The following is a 16,265-nucleotide window of genomic DNA, read 5'->3' on the forward strand; positions in this document are numbered from 1 at the left end:
CGCGCGGATCAAGCCGCGTCGTCGTACTGCAGACGGAATTGGTTGAGCAGTGCGAACACGCGCAGACCGTTGATGTAATCCGGCGGGAACAGCACGTTCACGCGGCTCGGGGTCCTGCACGTCGCGCTCGACGATCAGGTGCTCTGCGAACAGCTCGGCGTTCTCGACATGGCCTTCCAGTTCAAGCTTGGCGTACTGCGCAATCAGCTCACCGCGAATGGTGCTCGGGGTGACGATTGGCTGGCCGGCGCCGAAACGGGTGCCGTCGGAGGCCAGTTTGTGCCGACCGTATTTGCTGGTGATCACGCTTTGCAGACGGCGCACGATGAACGCCGACTGGTGCATGGTTTCGCTGTCTAGATAGGAGTTGTCGGCCTGGCCGTAAGCATTTTTCTGGTAGGTGGTGATCGAGCGCTGGATGCGCACGTAGCCGCCTTCGTAGTACGCGGTGGCGATGCCGTAGTTGAGCAGCGACTGACGCTCGGTCAGGGTGAAACGCTCACTCGCCGGCGCAGGGTCGACACCCGGCAGACTGCCGCTTTGCGTCGGACGGCTGGCGTCGGCGGAGATGAATACGGCGGTGCGTGCAGCCAATGCAGCGGCTTGTACCCAGAACGGTTGCGGAACGCCCGGCTCCAGCGCCTGAATGGTCATGTGCTGGTCGTTGCGCGCCTGGCCAGCGGCAACCAATGTGCCAACGGTGCCCCGCTTGGCGCTGTAGACGTGACCGAACAATTGCTTGGCCCACGACCAGCGACCGGTGCTGTCATCCATGACCGCTTGCCAGGTATTGAGCGTCGACAGATCGGACCATGGCAGCGCGATGAATTCGAACGGCTCATCACCCAGTGCGGCGATGGCTTCGACCTGATCCGGCACACCGGCGCCGCCGGTCATGGCGGTGATTGCGGCGGTCAGACCGGCCGGAGTTTCTTCGCCGTTACTCTTGCCCAGACGATTGAATTGCAGGCTGATGTCGTTGCCGCTGTCGCCCGTCCATTTGGCGTTCAGGGTGACCACACCTTCGGCAGCGGCAGCGCTCACCGGCAGATCGGCGGTGGCGTTGATTTTCTGCGCCAGCGCGGTGGCCGCTTGTGCTGCGGTAGCACCGTTGACCACGGTGGCTTGCACTCGCACACCGCCGACATACAGATTCAACACGCCAGCCTGAGTGGCGGCGCCGGTCAGGGTCAGCACGCCTTTGGCGACCGCGCCTTCAGCGTTGTGCAGCGGCAGGCACCAGATCTCGCCGATCGGGTCAGCCTTGCGGAAGGTCTCGTACATCGCGGCGAGCATCGAGCCCTGACCGCCGATGCTTTTGGCCAGCGCAACGCTGGAGACCAACACCAGTTTGCCGACCTCGGTCGGCGCAATGTTGTCGTTGACCTGAGCGACGATCAAGCGACGCAGGGTCGAGCTCGCGCTATTGGCGGCCGAATTGTCCATTTCGGCATAGAACAGCGGTACACGAATGTCCGCGGGGATGTTACTGAATCCGATCGCCATTATTTGGCTCCCTTTTGTTTAGCGGTTGCGGTTTTGAGGGTGATATCGCCGTCGGCCAGACGTCGGCGCCACCAGGCGCTGTCCAGCACTTCACGGCCTTCCAGCGGCAGCAGATCGCCCGCCTCCGGGTCAGGTACGACGCGGCCGGCGGCCGGCAGTACGGTGATGCGATTGCTCATGGGGTTACGTCTCCAGAGAAAGTCATTTCCACGCGCCCATCGGGGCCCGGGCGTTTCAGATTGGGGTCGGCCGGGTCGATCGCATCGACCCGCACGGTGGCCCCGGTGAAGGACGACAAGCCGTCCAGTTCGCGTTCGTGCCAACTCTCCGCAGGCTGACTCGGCAGATTGCGGCCAAGCTGGAACTCGGCAAAAAAACGCAGCCGGTAAAACGCCCGGCTGCTGTTGATCGACAGCAGTTCACCGCCGTCGTAGACGATGGCGCTGTAGTCGGTATCGGGCTTGAAACCCACCAGCGCACGCCACAGTTCGGCGCGCAGGTCGTGCAACAGATCCAGCGCTTTTGTAGGGTCGCTGGCATCAAGTGCCAGGACGATTTCAAAGCGGTCGCGGATCGGTTGGGTGGTGAGGTTTTGTGCCGTGCTATTGCTGGCCAGATCAGCCAGCGGCAGCACGTGGGCCGAAGGTGTCGGCAGAGCGGAATTGCCCTGCAACAACGCCAGATCGACCCCCGCCGAAATGTGATCGGCCAGGCTGGGGCATTGCGCACGCAATTGCGTGAGGATCGGGGTGATCTTCATGGGGGTGTTCCAGAGTTGAGTGCAATTGGGGAAAAACGCAGATCCACTGTGGGAGCGGGCTTGCTCGCGAAGGCGCCGTGTCAGTCACCATCAATTTTGAATGTGCCCGCCCTTTCGCGAGCAAGCCCGCTCCCACCGGGAATTGCTCCGCTGTGGAATTTTTGGCAGCAGCTTCAGTATTGAAGGGCGGCAGAAAATGCAGAATTACTGCGGATCGCGCGGCGGAATTTCGCAGACGCCAATCCGCTTGGCCGCCCAGCGTTCATAAAGTCCGATCGCCACATCGGCCCCGGCCATCGCAGTCAGGCAACCAAAAGCGCCAGCCGCCCAGATCGACATGCCAGCGGCATACAGCAGCATGATCGCCGACACACCGCAGATCATGCAGGCGCCGGAGCGCAGGGCCAGGCGGCGCATCAGCGACCAGCCACGGGCGCCCTCTTTGTCAGCGCGCCACATTTCGCCGGACACCCCACCCACCACGGCAAGGAGGATGACCAGCCAGATCGGCATGTCTGCCAATGCTTGTTGCTCGTTTGTCATGTCACGCCTCCTTGAGGATTTGATGAGTGATGTGAGTTGGATTCAAACGATTTCTCTTGAGGCAGGCATTCCAAAAAGCCCGGCGCTGAGGCCGGGCTTTTCAGTAATGCGCTCCTGAAGTGCAATCCTGAAATTCCTGCAATCAAAAAGGCGCAACAGGCCAGTTGATGGTTGGAAAGGTGTTCTGGTTTTTCACTTCGCCGACAGCGATAAAGTATTGCTTGAAGGCTACTAACGCTGCTTCATCTGTTGCTGTAGCGATACCCAGATCCGACTTGTATTGCAGGGGGTTGAACATCAGCCAGCGTGTTGCGTCGTTTAACCGAAGTTCTATGCGACCAGTAGTAATCAACTGCTGCTCTTGGATCGTAGTTTCGGCGAATTCATTTCCAGAAGGCCCCCACACCAGCTTCATTCCCGGTTGAACAGTGTCGTTACCGGTGACATCGCGCCATGAGGCACTTGGTTCACTTACCGGTACGGCTGGTGCCTCGCTATCAATGTCCACTACCTGCAGAACCACGGTGTAACCCATGGCAGTAATTGTGAGTGCATAACGATTCATTCAAATTTCCTTTTAGTTAGATCTTGAGCGAAATGACTTGCGTATGTTTTTGAGTACGGCGATACCGGCCAGACGATGTTTACCAGGCAGGCATTCCAAAAAGCCCGGCAGTCACCCGCCAGGCGTTTCAGTAATGCGCTCCTACGCCTCCCTTCAATTCCTGAAACCCGGAAGGAAGCTGACTTTTCGGCGCTACTGGCGCGGTACGAGTCCATTCAGATTGTTTTTCCGACCGCTGTCCCTGCCCGCCGGATAACTGCTTCTGGTGCTTTACGCTGCACACCCGGGTCAGTTGCCAACCCTCTGAACCGTTGAGGCCGGTTCATCGCTGCCTGTTCTTGTCGAACTAAAGAGCTTGTCTTGCCAGCCGCTTTGTCGAGCGGCTTGGTGGCAAGAATATGCATGGATGCATATACAGTCAATGCATAAATGCATTTATTTATGCGCTAGAAATGCGTTAATGCATGATAAGCCGCGTGGTTAAAGGCGCTGGTGGCTTTTCGAGGCGAAAAAAACCCGCCGAGAGGCGGGTTTTATCTGACGGCGATCTGCTTATCGGGCGTACATGCCCCACCAGAAGACGTGACCAATGATGACGATCTGCTCTTCCTGGATTTCCTGGAAGCTGTAGTCCTCGTCCGGATGTTCGTCACGATTGAAGCTGCGCAAACGGATACCGGTGGGCAGGCGATAGAGTTGCTTCACCCGCAATTGACCGTTGTGGTTGATTGCATAAAGGTCGCCATCGATGATGTCGCCAATGCCGCATTTGCCGGCGTTGACACCGACGGTGGCGCCGTCACGCAGCACCGGCAACATGCTGTTGCCGCGCACGGTCACGCATTTGGCCTGGTCGAATTGCACACCGTTATGGCGCAAGCTGCGCTTGCCGAAGCGCAGACTAGAGCGCTCGCTCTCTTCCACGATGAATCTTCCTGATCCAGCCGCCAATTCAACCTCGCGAAGAAACGGTACCGACACCTCGTCATCATCGACCGGTGTGTCGTCGTCCCACAGGCTTATGTCCTTGAGTTCCGCGTGCACATCGGTGTTGCGCGCGCCAGCGCTCGCCGGCGGCGCATCCGCGCGACCGCGCAACAAGTCGGTGCTCACGGCGAAGTACTCGGCGATCTTCGAGATATGTTTATCCGAGGGATCGACGATCTTCCCGCTGAGAATTCGCGAGAGAGTGGATTGCGGCACGCCGGTGCGACGGTGAAGCTCCGTGGGGGAGATCCCGTGCTGATCAAGCAGTGCTCTTAAGACGGTTGCTACGTTGCGTTTTTGCATAACGCGCATAGTGCTTGAAGTTTTATCTCAAGACAAATGCCGAATTGCATAAAATGCGCATACAAAACGCATAAATCAAGATTTGACGCGTCGAGCCGCCGCGTTGGCGCGTTTGATCCGATCATTGCGCGCCTTTTTGTCGTAATCGTCTTTGGCGCCCATGATGCCACCGGCGGCGTGTACCCAATCGGTGGCGGTGCAGCCGGTGAGCAAAATGGCTGAGGTAAAGATTGAAGCGAAGATCACTGCGGTTTTCATTGGAAGGTTTCCTGATGTCATTGACTCATACGTCATTCACAACGGCGGCTGTCACTCATCCACAAGCCGCTGCAATTTTTCCTCGGCGCGTTCGAGCCTGGCTTCGTGCTTCTTGATGACTTTCACATCACCGTACTGACGCGCTGCTTTCAGATGGTTTTGACGGCGCCGCACTTCGGCTTCGGCCTTGCGAATCGCTCTTGAATGATCATCCTCGGCAGAGGGCTCTCGGCAATAACGCTCGACATTGGCCAGCGCCTGCTCAAGTCCGGCCTGGCGATAAACGTTATCCGCCGCTTCTGCACGGTCTATTTGGCGAATAAGTTCAGCGCGGCGCTCGGCGCAACTTTGTCGCGAGTCGGCGAATGAGTTTTCAATGATAAATACGCCGCTGACTGCGAGGGACAGACTGCAGAAAAGACTCAGTTTCATGAGGCAGACCCCAAGTAACTTTTCTCGCCATAATGCCCACCGAAATAGCTGACGCGAGACCAGGCATCGCGACAATTCAAGTTTCTTTGTATCGCAGTTAATGCTGCCATGACCATGTCGCGACAACGTGCCTTGCACATCGGAAAGTGTTCAACCATCCACGCCATCGGCACATAAACATGATCAAAACAGAGCAATACCGGGATCCGTTCTGACAGTGTGGAAATACTCACCTCTTTTTCTTTCCCACCCACCGCCGCCGCAACAAACACAGTGCCTTGTCTGTTTATCGCAATTGATCGTTTCCAGACTGGAGCCTGAACGCCATATGCACTGCGCACACAAAACCAGAGCATGTATAAAACCCCTCAACACTCTAAACATCGTCACATTCTTCAAGGCAATAAAAACAGCCGGACTGCGCGGACTCTCCGGTGCCGTCGCAGAGGCTGTTGGCTTGAATCGCTTCCTTTGTAGGAGCTGCCGAAGGCTGCGATCTTTTGATCCTGATCTTCTTAAAGCAAGATCAAAAGATCGCAGCCTTCGGCAGCTCCTACGGGGAATGACATTAACAATGTGGGGCTGTCGTGGCCTTACTGGCGTCTTACTCAGTCTTACTTAGTCGCGCCGGGGGCTGAGTCAGCGAGGGACGTGACAGACACCATTGATCAGGTTGTTGATGTTGTAGTAGTACTCGGCATCGGAGAAATAATTGAAGGTGACCATGCCGCCTTGAAAGCCTCGCTCCATAAACGGCAGTTCATCTCCAGCGGTATCGGCATCGAATTTCACTACTGAAAGGGTTTTGAACAGAAACCTTGAAGTATCCAGATGCGTTAGCGCAATACCGAACTTTCGATCATAGGTATAAACTTTCCCCTCTGGCGTTTTCACTACGTAATACACATAGAGAGCGCCTTCCTTTGGATCAATCGTCATATCACCGACACCATGCCAGCGGACTTTGTGATCATGGGTATGAACGAAGTCAATAGAAGCAAAACACGGTGCACGTGGAATATCACGATTGATCACGTAGAAATACCTGACCACCAGCCCACCGAAAACCAACACAGAGGCTACTGCCATCAATGCGATTATTTTTTTCCAACGAGCTGGTAATTCACGCATATGGCCTCCCCTTTACTTTCAGGCTTGACGCACTTGATCAATAACTGGGAGAGCGGCTTTCTTACATAATAATTAATGTCGGATAACACAATGGGCGGTTCAAACTCGCCGAGGGCTTTTACAATCTCGTCCTTGGACATCTTTTCACTTTCTTCCACATACAACTGCGCATCACCGTCTTGCCAGATGAGTTTCCACTCTTCCAGGTCGGCTGGTTTTTTAAACATCAGGTAGGCGTAAAACAAAGGAAGCGCGATAGCCGGTACAACCAATGCAGGCAGCAGAAAACGCCAGTAGCGGCGCGGTGGCTTCGTCACCGAGATGACCGCCGGCGCTGCCGGTACGGACTCAGGCACCTCTGCGCTGATCAAACGGATCTCACACAACAGCACCACGCCCCGGCGCGGCAACGTCTTGAGACTGTCACGCGGCAAACCGACATCAGCAAAATGCGTGCGCAGCATGTGCAGCGTCTTGTAATAACTGCTGTCGGAAATCACCAGCCCGCGCTCACCCCAGACCCGCGAAATCAGCTGCTCCTTGTCCGTCACCCCGGCAATCAACGCCAGCAACAGATCACTCTCATTACTGCCCAGAATGACCGACTGCTGCGCCCGAGTGAGGGTCATTTTTTCTGCATCGTAGTAACAATCGCTCGATGACGATCCCGAGCCGATGCCTTCAGACTGTTCCACGCCGCTTCCTCAACTGACCTTCAACCCACCAACTCCAATGATTCGATAGCTTTTCGGCACTATAGGACACAATGCCAACCCGAGCGGCGGCGCGTTGCTGCATCCACCTCAAAAAAACTTCATACTCCGCCCACTGAATCAACTCAGGGGCCTGCACCTCTGCCCCGACACATTTTCTCGGTATAGCTAAACCTCTGATGAATAAAGCAATTTCAGATCTGTCCTCCCACACTCCGATGATGCAGCAGTACTGGCGGCTGAAGAATCAGCACCCGGATCAGCTGATGTTCTACCGCATGGGCGACTTCTACGAGATCTTCTACGAAGACGCGAAGAAGGCTGCCAAGTTGCTCGACATCACCCTGACCGCGCGCGGGCAGTCGGCGGGGCAGGCGATTCCGATGTGTGGGATTCCTTACCACGCGGCGGAAGGTTATCTGGCGAAACTGGTCAAGCTCGGCGAATCCGTGGTGATTTGCGAGCAGGTCGGCGACCCGGCGACCAGCAAAGGCCCGGTTGATCGTCAGGTCGTGCGGATTCTCACGCCGGGTACGGTCAGCGACGAGGCGCTGCTCGATGAGCGCCGCGACAACCTGATCGCCGCGCTGTTGGGGGACGAGCGTCTGTTTGGTCTGGCCGTGCTGGACATCACCAGCGGCAACTTCAGCGTGCTGGAAATCAAAGGTTGGGAAAACCTGCTGGCGGAACTGGAGCGCGTCAACCCGGTTGAGTTGTTGATCCCGGACGACTGGCCACGCGACCTGCCAGCGGAAAAACGCCGTGGCGTCAGCCGCCGTGCGCCGTGGGATTTTGAGCGTGATTCGGCGCTGAAAAGTCTCTGCCAACAGTTTTCCACTCAGGATCTGAAAGGCTTCGGTTGCGAGAACCTGACGCTGGCCATCGGCGCTGCCGGTTGCCTGCTGGCCTACGCCAAAGAAACCCAGCGCACCGCCCTGCCCCATTTGCGCAGCCTGCGTCACGAACGTCTTGATGACACCGTGGTGCTCGACGGCGCGAGCCGTCGCAACCTCGAGCTCGACACTAACCTGGCCGGTGGCCGCGACAACACTTTGCAATCGGTGGTTGATCGTTGCCAGACCGCGATGGGCAGCCGTCTGCTGACGCGTTGGTTGAATCGTCCGTTGCGCGACCTGACCGTGTTGCTGGCGCGCCAGACCTCGATCACTTGCCTGCTCGATCGCTACCGTTTCGAAAAGCTGCAGCCACAGCTCAAGGAAATTGGCGACATCGAGCGGATTCTTGCGCGAATCGGCCTGCGCAATGCCCGTCCTCGTGACCTCGCGCGTCTGCGCGACGCCCTCGGCGCCCTGCCTGAACTGCAAGTGGCGATGACCGATCTGGAAGCGCCGCACCTGCAAGGTCTGGCGACCACCACCAGCACTTACCCGGAACTGGCGGCGCTGCTGGCTAAAGCCATCATCGACAACCCGCCGGCGGTGATCCGTGACGGCGGCGTGTTGAAAACCGGTTACGACAGCGAACTCGACGAGCTGCAATCGCTGAGCGAAAACGCCGGCCAGTTCCTTATCGATCTGGAAGCCCGCGAGAAGGCCCGTACCGGCCTGAGCCACCTGAAAGTCGGCTACAACCGCATTCACGGCTACTTCATCGAATTGCCGAGCAAGCAGGCCGAGTCGGCGCCAGCGGATTACATTCGCCGGCAAACCCTGAAAGGCGCCGAGCGTTTCATCACGCCTGAGCTGAAAGAGTTTGAAGACAAGGCGCTGTCGGCCAAGAGCCGCGCCCTCGCCCGCGAGAAAATGCTCTACGAAGCGTTGCTGGAAGATTTGATCAGCCAGTTGCCACCGTTGCAGGACACCGCTGCGGCGCTGGCCGAACTGGACGTGCTGAGCAACCTCGCTGAGCGTGCGCTGAACCTCGATCTGAACTGCCCGCGTTTCGTCAGCGAGCCGTGCATGCGCATTACTCAGGGTCGTCACCCGGTGGTCGAGCAAGTGCTGACCACGCCGTTCGTGGCCAACGATCTGAGCCTCGATGACAACACGCGCATGCTGGTGATCACCGGCCCGAACATGGGCGGTAAATCCACTTACATGCGACAAACCGCTTTGATCGTGCTGTTGGCGCACATTGGCAGCTTCGTGCCAGCGGCCAGTTGTGAACTGTCGCTGGTCGACCGCATCTTCACCCGGATCGGTTCCAGCGATGACCTGGCCGGTGGTCGTTCGACTTTCATGGTCGAAATGAGCGAAACCGCCAACATTCTGCACAACGCCACCGAACGCAGTCTGGTGCTGATGGACGAAGTCGGTCGCGGCACCAGCACCTTCGACGGTCTGTCGCTGGCATGGGCAGCGGCTGAGCGTCTGGCGCATCTACGCGCGTACACGCTGTTCGCCACTCACTACTTTGAACTGACCGTGCTGCCGGAAGCCGAGCCGTTGGTGGCCAACGTTCACCTCAACGCGACCGAGCACAACGAACGCATCGTGTTCCTGCACCACGTGCTGCCGGGGCCTGCCAGCCAGAGCTACGGCCTGGCGGTGGCGCAATTGGCCGGTGTGCCAAGCGAAGTGATCGTGCGGGCCCGCGAGCACCTGAGCCGACTGGAAGAGACCGCGTTGCCCCATGAAGCGCCGAAACCGGCGGCCAAGGGCAAACCGGCGACGCCGCAGCAAAGCGATATGTTTGCCAGCCTGCCGCACCCGGTTCTCGATGAGCTGGCTAAACTGGATCTGGACGACCTGACACCACGCCGTGCGCTCGAAATGCTCTATGCCCTGAAGAACCGGATATAAGCACTGAAGAAGCGGATATAACGCAAACGGCTTCAAGCTGTTAGAATCTCGCGCGGTTTGGGATGCTGCTGGCTAATAGCCTGGCCAGCAGGTATCGCTCCCGAACCTGGCGACCCCAACCGTGAAGGGGCAACGCTGCCGCCGCCTGAGGAGAAAATTAGAAATGACCTTCGTCGTCACCGACAACTGCATCAAGTGCAAGTACACCGACTGCGTAGAAGTCTGTCCGGTGGACTGCTTTTACGAAGGCCCGAACTTCCTGGTGATTCACCCGGATGAGTGCATCGACTGCGCCCTGTGCGAACCAGAATGCCCGGCCGTGGCCATTTTCTCCGAGGACGAAGTTCCGGAAGAGATGCAGGAGTTCATCCAGCTGAACGTTGATCTGGCTGAAATCTGGCCAAACATCACCGAGAAGAAAGAATCGCTGCCGGATGCCGAAGAGTGGGATGGCGTCAAAGGCAAGATCAAAGACCTCGAACGCTGATCTGTCACGCGCTCGAATAAAAGGCCCGTTGCGGGCCTTTTTGTTTTTCCGGGTTTTACTTTTCTGCGGACAAAAAAAGGGGCGGTTTGACCCGCCCACATTTTTTCCCTAATCCCTGTATTCCTTTTCATCGTCCTGATGAATCGCATCCTGCGATGTCCATTCCCTTCTTCCTTGAAGGGTGTGTCTGTCCGTCGACACAACCTGAATACTAGAGAGTTCTGCGGCGGGGGCAATCGGCCTTCCGTGCTGAAATCGTTTGTCATAACCGCTTCATATTTCAAAATAAGCTTATTAGTCAGCAGGTTAGTGATCGTCGACTGACTGAATGGGCGTCTGCCGAAGTGTAAAAATAACGAACACCTACGAAAGAGTAAGCCAAGGCTTACAGCAGCAAACTACAAACCCTCCCGTGTAGGAGCTGCCGAAGGCTGCGATCTTTTGATTCTGCTTTTTAAAATCAAGGTCAAAAGATCGCAGCCTTCGGCAGCTCCTACAAAAGCAACAGCAACAGCAACAGCAACAGCAACAGCAACAGCAACAGCAACAGCAACAGCAACAGCAACAGCAACAACTTCAAAAGCTGCCGGCAACAAAAAGCCCCGAACCAGTCGGGGCTTTTTGCGGGCGGTCGTGTGAGGCGCTTACTGGAACAGCGACTCGCTCGACAGGCCATTCTTCTCGAGGATTTCGCGAAGGCGCTTGAGGCCCTCTACCTGGATCTGCCGCACCCGCTCGCGCGTCAGGCCGATCTCCAGGCCTACATCTTCCAGCGTACTGCTCTCATGGCCGCGCAGGCCGAAGCGGCGAATCACTACCTCGCGTTGCTTGTCGGTCAGTTCCGAGAGCCATTGATCAATGCTCTGCGACAGGTCGTCATCCTGCAGCAGTTCACATGGATCGGTCGGACGATCATCCGTCAGGGTGTCCAGCAGGGTTTTATCCGAATCCGGACCCAGCGAGACGTCGACCGAAGAAACCCGTTCATTGAGGCCCAGCATGCGCTTGACCTCGCCCACCGGTTTTTCCAGCAGGTTGGCGATTTCTTCGGGTGAAGGTTCGTGGTCGAGTTTTTGCGTCAGCTCCCGTGCAGCCCGCAGGTACACGTTGAGCTCCTTGACCACATGAATCGGCAACCGGATGGTCCGGGTCTGATTCATGATGGCGCGCTCGATGGTTTGACGAATCCACCAAGTGGCGTAGGTCGAGAAGCGGAAGCCGCGCTCGGGGTCGAACTTTTCCACCGCGCGGATCAATCCGAGGTTGCCCTCTTCGATCAGATCCAGCAGCGACAGCCCCCGATTGACGTAACGCCGGGCGATTTTAACCACCAGCCGCAGGTTACTTTCGATCATGCGCTTGCGTCCGGCAGGGTCGCCACTTTGCGACAAGCGCGCAAAATGAACTTCTTCTTCCGGAGAGAGCAATGGGGAAAAGCCGATTTCGTTGAGATACAACTGCGTGGCATCGAGTGCCCGCGTGTAGTCGATGTACTTATGCTGTTTGAGTGTCGCAGATTGTCTGGATTTGGAACGAACGGAAGGCGGTGCAGCCCCTTCATCATTCGACATCGAAGAATCCGGATCGATGCCGGCCTCCATAAGGAGAACCTCATCGTCGATGTCAAACTCCGGCACTTCTTTACTGAGAGCCATTGTTATAGTCCTTTGGTGAGTTCGACCCCAAGCTCAAGCGACGCCTTTATCCTTGGCAACGCTGGAGCCTGTCCCCTCTACGCGACGGAACAGGCTGGATGACAAATCAACGTCGTGGCAGGAACTGCAGTGGATCTACAGGTTTACCTTGGCGGCGAATCTCAAAATGCAGTTTCACCCGGTCTGTACCCGTTGACCCCATTTCGGCAATTGTCTGTCCGACCTTGACCTGCTGACCCTCCCGAACCAACAGCCTGCGGTTGTGACCGTAAGCACTGACGTAGGTTTCGCTGTGTTTGATGATGACTAATTCGCCGTAGCCCCTTAAGCCACTCCCGGCGTAAACCACCGTCCCATCAGACGCAGCTAAAACAGGCTGTCCCAAATCCCCGGCGATATCAATTCCTTTATTCAAACTACCGTTTGAAGAGAATTTTCCAATGAGAATGCCATTAGATGGCCATCCCCAGCCGGTCGGGGCCGGGCCTGCAGGAGGCATCGGAGCGGGGGTTTGCTTATTCGCGACGGACGGTGCAGCGCCCGTAGAACCGGTGGTTGTGGTGGTCGTCGTGCCATTCGCCTGGCGCCGGATTACCGTGGTTTTGCTCGACGAAGAAGGCGAAGAACTCGAGTTGCTTACCACCGCGCTCGACGTTGAACCGGTGCGCCCGTCAAAGCGAATTGTCTGACCCGGATGGATCGTATACGGCGTAGGAATATTGTTCCGGGCCGCGAGGGCTTTGTAGTCCCAGCCGTAGCGAAAAGCGATCGAAAACATCGTATCGCCCGGACGGACTACGTACTGCCCGGTCGTCACTGTCGGACGCTGGGCGACCGCCTTGTTGCGATCGACGACACTCACGTTGCTCGATTTGGTGCTGGAGCAACCGACCAGCAAGGTGCTCAAGACAAGGCCAGTCACCAGGCGCTGAAAGCTCGTGTTACCCATACGCTGCGCAATGACTGTGAGACTCACCCGCCGCTCCCTTTGTGGTGGCTGAAAAATTTGGAATGCCGGATTTCGGCATGAACTGTCGCAAGTATAACGGGCAGATTCGGCTTTACCCTTAATGAAGCGAAATCGCTTCACGCACACGTTTGCCAGCTGGCAATACGCTACGTTTAATCCGCTATCGCCGGAGTAAGACCGGAGCCGTTGAAAGGAATTCAACAGCGGCGAACAAATGCTCAGGCCAACGGCCCATTGAGCAATGGAACGAAGCGCACCGCCCCCAGAACGTGACGGGAAAAACCGTTTTCTTCACGCACGATCAACAGCAATTGCTGAACTTCGCCGGAGCCGACCGGAATCACCATGCGTCCGCCCGGGGCCAATTGGTCCAGCAAGGCTTGCGGCACATCGGTGGCCACGGCGGTTACGATGATGCCGTTGTACGGCGCCAGCGCCGGCCAGCCTTCCCAGCCATCGCCCCAACGAAACACCACGTTGCGCAGGTTCAGCTCGACTAGACGTTCCTTGGCCCGATCCTGCAAAACCTTGATCCGCTCAACCGAAAAAACTCGCTCAACCAGTTGCGACAACACCGCCGTCTGGTAACCGGAACCGGTGCCGATCTCCATCACTTTATCCAGCGGCCCGGCCTCGAGCAGCAGCTCGCTCATGCGCGCCACCATATAAGGCTGGGAAATGGTCTGGTTGTGGCCGATCGGCAGTGCCGTGTCTTCGTATGCGCGATGCGCCAGCGCTTCATCGACGAACAGATGGCGCGGCGTGCGGCGAATCACTTCGAGTACCTTGGCGTTCGACACGCCTTCTTCATACAGACGCTGGATCAGGCGTTCCCGCGTGCGCTGGGAGGTCATGCCGATGCCGCTGCGCAGTCTGTCGTCGTGTTCGCGAGCCATCAGCGCAGTCCCTCCAGCCAGCCGTCGAGACTTCTGAAGGCATCGTTGAAGGTGCGATCGAGCTGCAACGGGGTGATGGAAACGTAGCCCTGCATCACCGCATGGAAGTCGGTGCCTGGCACCGCCGTCTTCGGCGTCGCCGGCGGCAGCAATCCAGTAACCGGCCTTGCCACGCGGATCGACCACTTTCATCGGCGCCGCTGCACGGGCGCGATGGCCGAGACGGGTCAGCTGAATGCCGCGAATGTGATCGATTGGCAGGTTGGGAATGTTCACGTTGAGCACCGTGCGCGGCGGCAGATCCAGCCCGGCGTGGGCCTCGACCAGTTTGCGCGCGAAGTACGCCGCTGTCGGCAGATTATCCACCTGACGCGAGACCAGCGAAAAAGCGAACGACGAACGTTCGAGGAAGCGCCCTTCAAGGGCCGCTGCCACGGTTCCGGAATACAGCACATCGTCGCCCAGATTGGCGCCGAGATTGATGCCCGACACGACCATGTCCGGCTGGCGTTCCAGCAAGCCATTGAGGCCCAGGTGCACGCAGTCGGTCGGGGTGCCGTTGAGGCTGATAAAGCCGTTGGCCAGGTATTGCGGGTGCAACGGACGGTCGAGCGTCAGCGAACTGCTGGCGCCGCTTTTGTCCTGCTCCGGGGCGATAACCACGCATTCGGTGTAATCCGCCAGCGCAGCATAAAGTGCGGCGAGACCGGGTGCGGTTACCCCATCGTCGTTAGAAATCAGAATACGCATGGGCTGTCCGTCTGCCCCACCGGCACCAGATCAACGAGCTCGCGCACCAATACGGTGGCAAAGCATCCGGCCGGGAGGACGAATTCCAGTTGCAGAATGTCAGGCTGGGGATAATGCCACGTCAACCCGCCAATGGGCAGCCGCAGGATGCGACGCTCGTGGCTCATGCCGGCGTGAATCAACCAATCGCGCAGCTCCGCTTCGCGCGCGGCAATCCCCTGCTCCAGTTCATGGACAACGCCAGCGGTCGGCGAGTCACCTTCGCCCCACTGCGGGCCGGTCGGATGCAGATCGAGAATCGCCAGACGCGGGTCGCTGCATTCAGCTTCACCGGCGGGGAAAAAGCTGCGACTGTCGGTGAACGCGAGCAGATCACCGACTTGCGCTTGCTGCCAGGTGCCATCGGCCACACGCGCCGCCAACACCTGATTGAACAGAAAACTGCGCGCGGTCGACAGCAGACGCGAACGCACGTTGCGCTGCTCCGGCAAGGCTTTGCGCGCCGCCCATCCACGCGCATCAACGACGTTACCGCCGTCATGGCCGAAACGCTGGGCGCCGAAATAATTGGGAATGCCTTGCTTGGCGATCAGTTGCAAACGTTGTTCGATCGCGTCTTTGTCGCCAGCGAACTGGGTCAGGCGCAAGGTGAAACCGTTGGCCGAGTGTGCGCCGCGTTGCAGCTTGCGCTTGTGGCGCGTGGTCTTGAGGATCTTCAGCGTGTCGTTTTCCGCCGCCGACAGATCCGGATCAGCCTTGCCGGGCAATTGCACGCTGAACCACTGACGGGTCAGCGCCTGCCGATCCTTGAGGCCGGCATAGCTGACGGTGCGCAACGGCACGCCGGCAGCCTTGGCGATACGCCGTGCGGCTTCTTCAGTGTTGAGGCCACGCTTTTCCACCCAGATCCACAGGTGTTCACCGTCGCCGCTGAACGGGATGTCGAGGACTTCATCGACCTGAAAATCTTCAGCGATGGCTTTCAGTACCGCCGTGCCGAGGGGTTCGCCATAGGCTCGCGGGCCGAGCAGTTGCAGTTCATTCATGCGCGCAGCAACAAGGTAACGGAGTGCACAGCGATGCCTTCTTCGCGACCGACAAAGCCAAGCTTTTCGGTGGTGGTAGCTTTCACGTTCACTTGATCCAACTCAACTTGAAGATCCGCGGCGATCAGCGCGCGCATCGATTCGATATGCGGGGCCATTTTTGGCGCCTGGGCAACGATGGTGTTGTCGACGTTGCCGACCTTCCAGCCTTTGGCGTGGATCAGCGCGACCACATGCCGCAGCAGCGCTCGGCTGTCGGCGCCCTTGAATTGCGGGTCGGTGTCCGGGAAGTGTTTGCCGATATCACCCAGCGCCGCAGCACCGAGCAAGGCATCGCTCAAGGCGTGCAGCAGGACGTCACCGTCGGAATGAGCGAGCAGCCCGAAGCTGTGTGCAATGCGCACGCCGCCCAGAGTAATGAAATCGCCTTCAGCGAAACGATGCACATCATAGCCGTGGCCAATACGCATAAAAAAAACGCCCCGATTTTTGTCAGGGCGT

The 16,265-nt window shown here is 57.9% G+C and carries 17 protein-coding genes and 2 pseudogenes; 2 read left to right on the top strand and 17 right to left on the bottom strand.

Annotated features, from left to right (window positions below; all coding sequences use genetic code 11):
• Positions 1-8 precede the first annotated feature (8 nt).
• The 10 genes and pseudogenes from ACZZ0D_RS18310 to ACZZ0D_RS18355 all read right to left on the bottom strand — a co-directional run bounded on the left by ACZZ0D_RS18310 (position 9) and on the right by ACZZ0D_RS18355 (position 7,180).
• Positions 9-1,506, bottom strand: a pseudogene (locus ACZZ0D_RS18310) (phage tail sheath subtilisin-like domain-containing protein).
• On the bottom strand, positions 1,506-1,685 hold the full coding sequence (locus tag ACZZ0D_RS18315) for a DUF2635 domain-containing protein (RefSeq protein WP_053117680.1): 180 nt from the start codon (positions 1,683-1,685) through the stop codon (positions 1,506-1,508). The pseudogene ACZZ0D_RS18310 and the gene ACZZ0D_RS18315 overlap by 1 nt, the downstream one beginning before the upstream one ends.
• Positions 1,682-2,266 (bottom strand): phage tail terminator protein, encoded by a 585-nt coding sequence (locus ACZZ0D_RS18320; protein ID WP_463553951.1) that lies wholly within the window; start codon positions 2,264-2,266, stop codon positions 1,682-1,684. The genes ACZZ0D_RS18315 and ACZZ0D_RS18320 overlap by 4 nt, the downstream gene beginning before the upstream one ends.
• Positions 2,267-2,470: 204 nt before the next feature.
• A complete protein-coding gene (locus ACZZ0D_RS18325; protein ID WP_053117676.1) occupies positions 2,471-2,809 on the bottom strand; it encodes a phage holin family protein in 339 nt (112 codons plus the stop codon).
• Between the two features lie 142 nt (positions 2,810-2,951).
• Positions 2,952-3,374, bottom strand: coding sequence for a tail fiber assembly protein (locus tag ACZZ0D_RS18330; protein WP_463553952.1), 423 nt, complete (start codon positions 3,372-3,374; stop codon positions 2,952-2,954).
• Positions 3,375-3,926: 552 nt separating this feature from the next.
• A complete protein-coding gene (locus tag ACZZ0D_RS18335; RefSeq protein WP_463553953.1) occupies positions 3,927-4,664 on the bottom strand; it encodes a LexA family transcriptional regulator in 738 nt (245 codons plus the stop codon).
• A gap of 75 nt (positions 4,665-4,739) precedes the next feature.
• Positions 4,740-4,922 carry a hypothetical protein gene (locus ACZZ0D_RS18340; RefSeq protein WP_426618240.1) on the bottom strand — a complete coding sequence of 61 codons (183 nt, stop codon included), beginning with the start codon at positions 4,920-4,922 and terminating at the stop codon, positions 4,740-4,742.
• Positions 4,923-4,973: 51 nt separating this feature from the next.
• On the bottom strand, positions 4,974-5,492 hold the full coding sequence (locus tag ACZZ0D_RS18345) for a DUF1090 domain-containing protein (protein WP_463553954.1): 519 nt from the start codon (positions 5,490-5,492) through the stop codon (positions 4,974-4,976).
• Positions 5,493-5,993: 501 nt separating this feature from the next.
• Complete coding sequence (locus ACZZ0D_RS18350) at positions 5,994-6,485, bottom strand: hypothetical protein (RefSeq protein WP_463553955.1); 492 nt, start codon at positions 6,483-6,485, stop codon at positions 5,994-5,996.
• Positions 6,452-7,180, bottom strand: a complete 729-nt coding sequence (locus tag ACZZ0D_RS18355) for a winged helix-turn-helix domain-containing protein (RefSeq protein ID WP_053117666.1) — start codon at positions 7,178-7,180, stop codon at positions 6,452-6,454. The genes ACZZ0D_RS18350 and ACZZ0D_RS18355 overlap by 34 nt, the downstream gene beginning before the upstream one ends.
• A 209-nt stretch (positions 7,181-7,389) precedes the next feature.
• On the opposite strand from ACZZ0D_RS18355, the gene mutS reads away from it, so the two are divergent.
• Together mutS and fdxA are read left to right on the top strand one after the other, a co-directional pair.
• Positions 7,390-9,960, top strand: a complete 2,571-nt coding sequence (gene mutS / locus ACZZ0D_RS18360; RefSeq protein ID WP_212549791.1) for a DNA mismatch repair protein MutS — start codon at positions 7,390-7,392, stop codon at positions 9,958-9,960.
• Positions 9,961-10,123: 163 nt separating this feature from the next.
• Complete coding sequence (gene fdxA, locus ACZZ0D_RS18365; RefSeq protein WP_008077096.1) at positions 10,124-10,447, top strand: ferredoxin FdxA; 324 nt, start codon at positions 10,124-10,126, stop codon at positions 10,445-10,447.
• 398 nt (positions 10,448-10,845) lie between these two features.
• Here fdxA and ACZZ0D_RS18370 read toward each other — a convergent pair whose 3' ends face one another.
• The 7 genes and pseudogenes from ACZZ0D_RS18370 to ispF all read right to left on the bottom strand — a co-directional run bounded on the left by ACZZ0D_RS18370 (position 10,846) and on the right by ispF (position 16,234).
• Positions 10,846-11,043: a hypothetical protein gene (locus ACZZ0D_RS18370; protein WP_463553956.1), complete on the bottom strand. Its 198-nt coding sequence runs from the start codon at positions 11,041-11,043 to the stop codon at positions 10,846-10,848.
• A gap of 48 nt (positions 11,044-11,091) precedes the next feature.
• Positions 11,092-12,018, bottom strand: coding sequence for an RNA polymerase sigma factor RpoS (rpoS, locus tag ACZZ0D_RS18375; RefSeq protein ID WP_371925982.1), 927 nt, complete (start codon positions 12,016-12,018; stop codon positions 11,092-11,094).
• 190 nt (positions 12,019-12,208) lie between these two features.
• The gene (locus ACZZ0D_RS18380; RefSeq protein WP_053117660.1) at positions 12,209-13,078 is read right to left on the bottom strand and encodes a peptidoglycan DD-metalloendopeptidase family protein; all 870 of its coding nucleotides are present in this window, start codon (positions 13,076-13,078) and stop codon (positions 12,209-12,211) included.
• A gap of 212 nt (positions 13,079-13,290) precedes the next feature.
• Entirely contained in the window at positions 13,291-13,926 is a 636-nt protein-coding gene (locus ACZZ0D_RS18385; RefSeq protein WP_172680082.1) for a protein-L-isoaspartate(D-aspartate) O-methyltransferase, read from the bottom strand.
• A 41-nt stretch (positions 13,927-13,967) separates the two neighbouring features.
• Positions 13,968-14,718, bottom strand: a pseudogene (gene surE / locus ACZZ0D_RS18390) (5'/3'-nucleotidase SurE).
• The gene (truD, locus tag ACZZ0D_RS18395) at positions 14,706-15,764 is read right to left on the bottom strand and encodes a tRNA pseudouridine(13) synthase TruD (protein WP_053117657.1); all 1,059 of its coding nucleotides are present in this window, start codon (positions 15,762-15,764) and stop codon (positions 14,706-14,708) included. The pseudogene surE and the gene truD overlap by 13 nt, the downstream one beginning before the upstream one ends.
• Complete coding sequence (ispF, locus tag ACZZ0D_RS18400) at positions 15,761-16,234, bottom strand: 2-C-methyl-D-erythritol 2,4-cyclodiphosphate synthase (RefSeq protein WP_463553957.1); 474 nt, start codon at positions 16,232-16,234, stop codon at positions 15,761-15,763. Before ispF ends, truD begins: the two co-directional genes overlap by 4 nt.
• Between the last annotated feature and the right edge of the window lie 31 nt (positions 16,235-16,265).

The sequence above is a fragment of the Pseudomonas sp. AC193 genome, from assembly GCF_979258075.1.

Bases quoted from the DNA above. Each gene is read 5' to 3' on its own strand.
- ACZZ0D_RS18315 (WP_053117680.1), bottom strand. From the start codon at position 1,685: ATGAGCAATCGCATCACCGTACTGCCGGCCGCCGGCCGCGTCGTACCT.
- ACZZ0D_RS18320 (WP_463553951.1), bottom strand. From the start codon at position 2,266: ATGAAGATCACCCCGATCCTCACGCAATTGCGTGCGCAATGCCCCAGC.
- ACZZ0D_RS18325 (WP_053117676.1), bottom strand. From the start codon at position 2,809: ATGACAAACGAGCAACAAGCATTGGCAGACATGCCGATCTGGCTGGTC.
- ACZZ0D_RS18330 (WP_463553952.1), bottom strand. From the start codon at position 3,374: ATGAATCGTTATGCACTCACAATTACTGCCATGGGTTACACCGTGGTT.
- ACZZ0D_RS18335 (WP_463553953.1), bottom strand. From the start codon at position 4,664: ATGCAAAAACGCAACGTAGCAACCGTCTTAAGAGCACTGCTTGATCAG.
- ACZZ0D_RS18340 (WP_426618240.1), bottom strand. From the start codon at position 4,922: ATGAAAACCGCAGTGATCTTCGCTTCAATCTTTACCTCAGCCATTTTG.
- ACZZ0D_RS18350 (WP_463553955.1), bottom strand. From the start codon at position 6,485: ATGCGTGAATTACCAGCTCGTTGGAAAAAAATAATCGCATTGATGGCA.
- fdxA (WP_008077096.1), top strand. From the start codon at position 10,124: ATGACCTTCGTCGTCACCGACAACTGCATCAAGTGCAAGTACACCGAC.
- rpoS (WP_371925982.1), bottom strand. From the start codon at position 12,018: ATGTCGAATGATGAAGGGGCTGCACCGCCTTCCGTTCGTTCCAAATCC.
- ACZZ0D_RS18385 (WP_172680082.1), bottom strand. From the start codon at position 13,926: ATGACCTCCCAGCGCACGCGGGAACGCCTGATCCAGCGTCTGTATGAA.
- truD (WP_053117657.1), bottom strand. From the start codon at position 15,764: ATGAATGAACTGCAACTGCTCGGCCCGCGAGCCTATGGCGAACCCCTC.
- ispF (WP_463553957.1), bottom strand. From the start codon at position 16,234: ATGCGTATTGGCCACGGCTATGATGTGCATCGTTTCGCTGAAGGCGAT.